We start from the raw sequence: 5,364 nt of genomic DNA, 5'->3' as shown, positions 1-5,364 counted from the left end.
GTGTCCTCATCGCTGTAGAGCGCCAGGAGGACGTAGTAGGCGGCCCGGCCGAGGTCGTCCCGGCCCGGAGCCCCCTTCTCCTTGCGCTTGGCGGTGCATTTGGCTTGGGCCGCGGCGCGCTTCCGCTTGCGGCGGAGATTGTAGATATCGTCGTTGTCGGACATGGTCTCGGGTCCCCGATGGATGGACCCCAAGCCTCCGTCCGGCGGACGAAAGTCGCCATGCCGAAAACGCCGATCAGCGGTCGATTTATTTTTGCGCTGGAAGCCGGTTTTCGGGCTCCTGAATCTTGTGCCTTTCCCGCTGCGCCCGCCGTCGGCCCGACGTCAGCACGAAGGCTGGCCGCCGCTCGACACCGCTCCCGCCGACCTCCATCTTGAGCGCATGACCACCGGCATCACCCTTGAAGCGCTTATCGGGCCGATCGCCACCGCGACAATCATCAACGTCGCCTTGTTTGCAGGCTTGTGGCGCGGCCATCAGCGGGGGCGCCGAGAGGGCAGGTTGCCCAGTCCCTACTGGGCCGGCCTCGTGGCTTACATGGCCGCCGTCGGGCTCTATGCCTACCTGCACGGCCAACAACCAGTTTCGAGCGGGCTTGACCTCTTCGCTGCGGCGGTCGCCAGCGAAGCGGCAGGCGTCGTCATCACCTACGGGCTCGTCTACAGTTTCATCCTGTCTCGCGGACGCCCTTGGTCCGAGCGTGCTTGGCCAATGGTGTGCGCGCTGGTTCTTACGGCCGGCTTGATCGGCGCCATTTTTACTGCCTGACATGATGCCCGAACGGGGCGCGCAAGTTCAGATCTTCCGCAGCGTAGTTAGGGGGCCAAGGTGATCGACGAAGGGCGCATCAAACTCGCCGCTCGCTTAGGCGCACTTGGAAACATCCTCTCGATTTTCATGGCTCTGGAAATGAGCGCGCAGGGATATTCAGAGCAGCAGCTAAAGCAGCTCTTCGATGGTGTTATAAACCAGATGCGAAACGAGATATTCGAAGGGACAGACGCTGCAACCAGCGACCTACTTGCGTCCGAGGTTGAACAGGCGACGCGAGATCTTGCATCCACCGTCTTGAAGCGTCTGAAAGTTCTGAAATCGCTATCAGATGGTTGATCGGGACAGACCGTAAAGGTTGCGGCTCTAACCGTGTTTCTACGCTGCGTTCCATCGCCCCCTCCTCATTGCTGCCCCAGCGCCAGCGCCTCGCCCGTCGCGAGCTGCCCGAGCGGAGGCAGGGGAGGCGGCGCCAGGAGCCGGGGCGCGCCACCCTCGAACGAGCGCCGGGCCGAGGCCGCGCCGAGGCCGCCCATGATCGCCCGCGTCCCGACCTTGGCGCCGTAGGTGCCGGCCGCGGCGCCCAGGCCGCCCACCTTGAACGCGATGGCACCCGCGATCAGGTCCATGGCCTTCGCCACGGCCTTGCGCCCCGCCTCCCCGGTCGCACCGGGCTTGATCGTACCGTCAGGGCGCACCGTGGCCTGGAGGGCGCCAGCGAGGCGGCGGAAGTGGCTCAGTTCCTCCGGGCTGAACAGGGTCGAGGCGACGCCCTTGCCGGCGCCGTCCGTGAAATCGCGGAGCTGCCCGACCATCTTGGCGGCCGGCGTCGCAGGGTCGATGAGCCGTTGCACGGCCGCTTGCCGGAGGCCGGACCATTCCTGACTGTCGGCCCCGAGAAATGCCCTGGCGGCCCGGGCTTCGGCCACGGCCCCGGGCTTGGCGCCGATCGCACCCGAGGAGCCGAACAGGCTGCGGCCGACAGCGTTGGGATCGAACCCCGTGCGCTCCAGATCGGCCGCCCACGAGGGCATAGGGTGCCGAGCCGCTTCCGCCTGCCGAGCCGCGACGCTCAATTGCCCGAGCCCGTTGCGCTGCTCGGGTGTGAGGAAGTTCATCAGCCCTCGGCCCTCCCCCTGCGTGAGGTAGCGCAGCCGGTCCGGAAGGTCGCGCCCCTCGCCGCCGAGGTGCCGGGCGATAAGGCCCCGCCGCACGGCCGCCCAAGGTTCGCTATCGGCGCCGACGGCATCGCGTAGGCGCGTCAGGGTCTGGATCTGTCCGCCTGTCACCCGGCCTGAACCAGGCGAGCCGAACAGCATCGAGGCTACCTCGTTCGGGCTCGCATCCCGCTCAACGATGCGCCGCAGGTTCGCGCCGGCCGTGTCGCCAGGGCCGCGCGGCTTGAAAGTCTGCTGGTACTCGCGGAACAGGCCGCGAGCCCGCTGCATCGCTTTCAAAGGCGCCGTGTCGCCGATCGGCAGGGCGTCGGATGTCGGGGCGGCCGTCGGCCCATCGAAGGGCACCGTTTCAGGAGCCCGAACACCACTACGGCCGCCAGCCGCCTCACGCCCGAGCACGGCCGCCTCATAGGCATCGGCGCCGGTCTCGTGCTCGCCGCGGAACAGCCGCTGCGCCGCGTCGTCGAGGTGCGCGGGATCCATGTCGCGCGGCCTGACCCCGACCGAGGCGAGATCATCAACAACCTGCTGGCGGAACGGGGCCACGCGCTCGGCATAGGCCGCGGACTGGTCCGCCAGCCGCCCGCCCACATCGATAGGAGCGCCGCCGCGCGACAAGTCGGCGAGGCGGTAGACCGGCTGCCCTGACCGCTCCAGGCCGATCAGGTCATGCACCTCGTCGCCGATCCGGCGTGAGATCATGCCGTCCACGCTGTCGGGGCGCAGGAAGCCCTCGGATGCGAGTTGATCCCGGAAATCCTCAATAGGGCGACCGGCGCGGCGGCCGAGCGGTCCATAGGGCGTCATGACCCGGCCGAGATCGCCGGCCCGGGCGTCACCATCGAGGGCGATCCCACCGTTGCGGGCGAGGTAGTGGGTCAGGGGCTCGGATTTGCCCGCAGGAGCCCCGCCAGCGGCCGGGAGCAGCGCGGACGAAGCGTCGAGGCTCGCGGCCCCGGGGAAGCCGTCAGCGGCCGAGCTTGCAGCCCTGCCCGGCGCCTGCTGACCGAACAGCCCTACCGACATCGCGTCCTGCGCGTGGTTGTCGAACTCGGACAAGATCCGGTCGACGGCGCGGCGATCGGTCGGGTTCTGGCCGGTCGTGCCACGATAGGCGACGATCCGCTTCCGCACCTGGTCGAGCTGCTGGAGATTAGGACCCTCGCCCGGCTGGAGGCCGAAAAGGCCGGGCAGCGCATCGAGGTCGCCGATGGCGCGCATCGCGGCCGGCGTCAGCACCGGATCAAGCGGCACGTCGGCGCCGAGCCGGTCCCGCACTCGGGAGCCGAGCCGGTCGAGCGCCCCGGGCGCGAAGGTGCCCGGGATCTGTGCGACATCGTCGTAGGCGCCGCGGTAAGCGGTCCGCCCCTCCAGCGCCGCATCCCGCACGCCCTGCGCTGCCAACGTCGCCGCATCGAGGGCGTCGGTCTCGCCACGCCCCCGAACGCCCCGCAGGGCATCGTCGAGCCCACGCTGCGCTACGCTGGCCCGCTCAGCTTCGGCCTGAACAGCCTGCCGAGCCCGATCCGCTACGGCCTCGTAGGCTTCCTGCGAACGCTCGATGCGGGGAGCGTCGCCGGCCGCCATCCCAAGGAAGCGGTCTCTGTTCGTCGCAAGGGCGTCCGCCTGGCGCGCAGAGAACTCGTCGCCGATCTGCTGCGCCCGCGGCCCGGACTGGCCGGCAAGGGCACGCCCCTCCTGCGCCAGCACCTGCGGATCGGCCGTTGCCTGCCCTCGCGACAGCGGCAGCCCGAACTCGGCCGCCTGCGCCTCGCGCGCCGCGGCGACCGATGGCCCCTTAGCCGCGAATATCGTCTCGATGTGCTGGGCGAGTTCGGGCGTGATGGCAGCCGGATCCACCCCGACCTCACGCAGGGCTGCGCTTGCCTGGTCCGTCAGGGCGCCGTCAGAGGTGCGGAAGGGGGCGTTGCGAGCGAACAGCCGCGAGACTACGGGGGCGGCCCTATCGATGATGGCGCCACCGACGCCACCGAGAGCACCGCCGGCCAGTCCTGCCACCGCGGCTCGTCCCAAATCCTTGCTGTCCGCAGCTTCCGCCGCCGCACCGTAGAGGCCACCCGACAGGGCTGCCTGCCCGATCCGCCCAACGTCAGCTACACGCCCCACCGGCGGCAAGGCTACCGCTCCGCCGACGATGCCGCCTACAGTCCCGGCCAAGGCTGTCTTGGGATACTGCCGCGCCAGTGCGTCCTCGATGTCTGAGACCTTGCGGTAGCTGTCGCCGAACGACTTACCTGAGCGCAGCGCCTCCGCTCCCGCCATCGCATTTCGGGGCAGGTTCAGCCCCATGGCGTTCGCAAACCGGAAGAGACCGGCATCGACTTGGTTCTCGGTCGAGGGCTTGCCGATCAACGCCTCGTCCGCCGTGCGACGCAGGGCCGAGCCCTCAGGCGTCGAGGTGTCCAAAGTGGACGCCATCGGACCATCGCCGAACCGATCCGCAAAGGTAGCAGGCTTCTGCTGCTGCGCCTTGAAGGCTGCAAACCGACCGGGATCAAAGACCGGCGCGGCAACCGGAGCCGCATCGGCCACACCCGGAAGGTCCGGCATGCTGTCGACGGCAGGCGCCACGCTGGCCTTGTAGGCTGCGAACTTCTCGGGATCGAAGGCGAGACCCGCGCTCATACCGCTACCTCAGCCATTCCCGTGGGAAACTCACCGCTGCTACGATCCGCCCGACACCCTGCGCAGGATCCAAGATGGCCGAAAAAAGCGATGCCCCGCCCGTAGTTGCCGCCGATGTGCCCGATCCCGATCAAGTCCCGGTGCGCCACGTCAGCGGAGCCTTCAGCGTCATCACCGGCGGCACGATCATGCTCAACCTTATGAGCGACCGCCTGGGCATGCGCCTGGACGGTACCCTCTACACTGATCCGATCATCGCAGCGCGGCTGCGCATGGATCTGGAGATGGCACGGCTCATCCGAGACCAGCTCGACGCGCACCTCAGCGGGCTTAGCGCCACCAGATCGCCCGACCAGAAGCCGAACTGACACGTTCATCAGTACCCCTCCTGATGCAGACGAGCGTAGGCAGCATCTTCCGACATGCCGGAGCCGATGAGCTGCTGGAAACGGGCCGCCGGGGCGACCGCACCAGGCCGGTTCGAAGGCGACGGAGGCGGCAACGCGGGGGCGCCGGACTGGCCGCCGGCCGATGCGCCCTGCGCAGCCGCGGGGCCCGAGCCGGGACGGTAATAGGTGCCCTCCCGGATCTGAGCTGCGCGGGCCTCGTTCTGCTGCTGACGCAAGGTCGCCGCGTCGATGGCCCGCTGGTAGACCTTCACCCGCAGGGCGTGCGGCAGGTTCGAGGAGCCGGCCACGTCGAGGAGGATCTTGCGCTCGCCCTCGGTCGGGTTGCCGCCGAAGATGCTCTTGAGGTTGGTGAGCGC

At 68.8% G+C, this 5,364-nt stretch carries 4 protein-coding genes and 1 pseudogene; 3 read left to right on the top strand and 2 right to left on the bottom strand.

What is annotated here, in order from left to right:
• Positions 1-183: 183 nt before the first annotated feature.
• Together MKK75_RS00240 and MKK75_RS00235 are read left to right on the top strand one after the other, a co-directional pair.
• On the top strand, positions 184-771 hold the full coding sequence (locus tag MKK75_RS00240) for a hypothetical protein (protein WP_244040636.1): 588 nt from the start codon (positions 184-186) through the stop codon (positions 769-771).
• 60 nt (positions 772-831) lie between these two features.
• Positions 832-1,113 carry a hypothetical protein gene (locus MKK75_RS00235; protein WP_244040635.1) on the top strand — a complete coding sequence of 94 codons (282 nt, stop codon included), beginning with the start codon at positions 832-834 and terminating at the stop codon, positions 1,111-1,113.
• Positions 1,114-1,178: 65 nt separating this feature from the next.
• Here the strand turns inward: MKK75_RS00235 and MKK75_RS00230 are convergent, their stop codons facing one another.
• A complete protein-coding gene (locus MKK75_RS00230) occupies positions 1,179-4,598 on the bottom strand; it encodes a hypothetical protein (protein ID WP_244040634.1) in 3,420 nt (1,139 codons plus the stop codon).
• Between the two features lie 74 nt (positions 4,599-4,672).
• Here MKK75_RS00230 and MKK75_RS00225 point away from each other — a divergent pair, with 74 nt between their 5' ends.
• Positions 4,673-4,966 carry a hypothetical protein gene (locus MKK75_RS00225; protein ID WP_244040633.1) on the top strand — a complete coding sequence of 98 codons (294 nt, stop codon included), beginning with the start codon at positions 4,673-4,675 and terminating at the stop codon, positions 4,964-4,966.
• A gap of 8 nt (positions 4,967-4,974) precedes the next feature.
• Here MKK75_RS00225 and MKK75_RS00220 read toward each other — a convergent pair.
• A pseudogene (locus tag MKK75_RS00220) lies at positions 4,975-5,364 on the bottom strand (hypothetical protein); the annotation flags it as partial.

Origin of the sequence: Methylobacterium sp. J-030, from assembly GCF_022829545.1 — a bacterium.
In the GTDB taxonomy this organism is placed as follows: Bacteria; Pseudomonadota; Alphaproteobacteria; order Rhizobiales; family Beijerinckiaceae; genus Methylobacterium.
Note: the sequence above shows the minus strand (reverse complement) of the source record. Positions and strands in the feature narration are given on the sequence as shown.

Bases quoted from the DNA above. Each gene is read 5' to 3' on its own strand.
- MKK75_RS00240 (WP_244040636.1), top strand. From the start codon at position 184: ATGGACCCCAAGCCTCCGTCCGGCGGACGAAAGTCGCCATGCCGAAAA.
- MKK75_RS00230 (WP_244040634.1), bottom strand. From the start codon at position 4,598: ATGAGCGCGGGTCTCGCCTTCGATCCCGAGAAGTTCGCAGCCTACAAG.
- MKK75_RS00225 (WP_244040633.1), top strand. From the start codon at position 4,673: ATGGCCGAAAAAAGCGATGCCCCGCCCGTAGTTGCCGCCGATGTGCCC.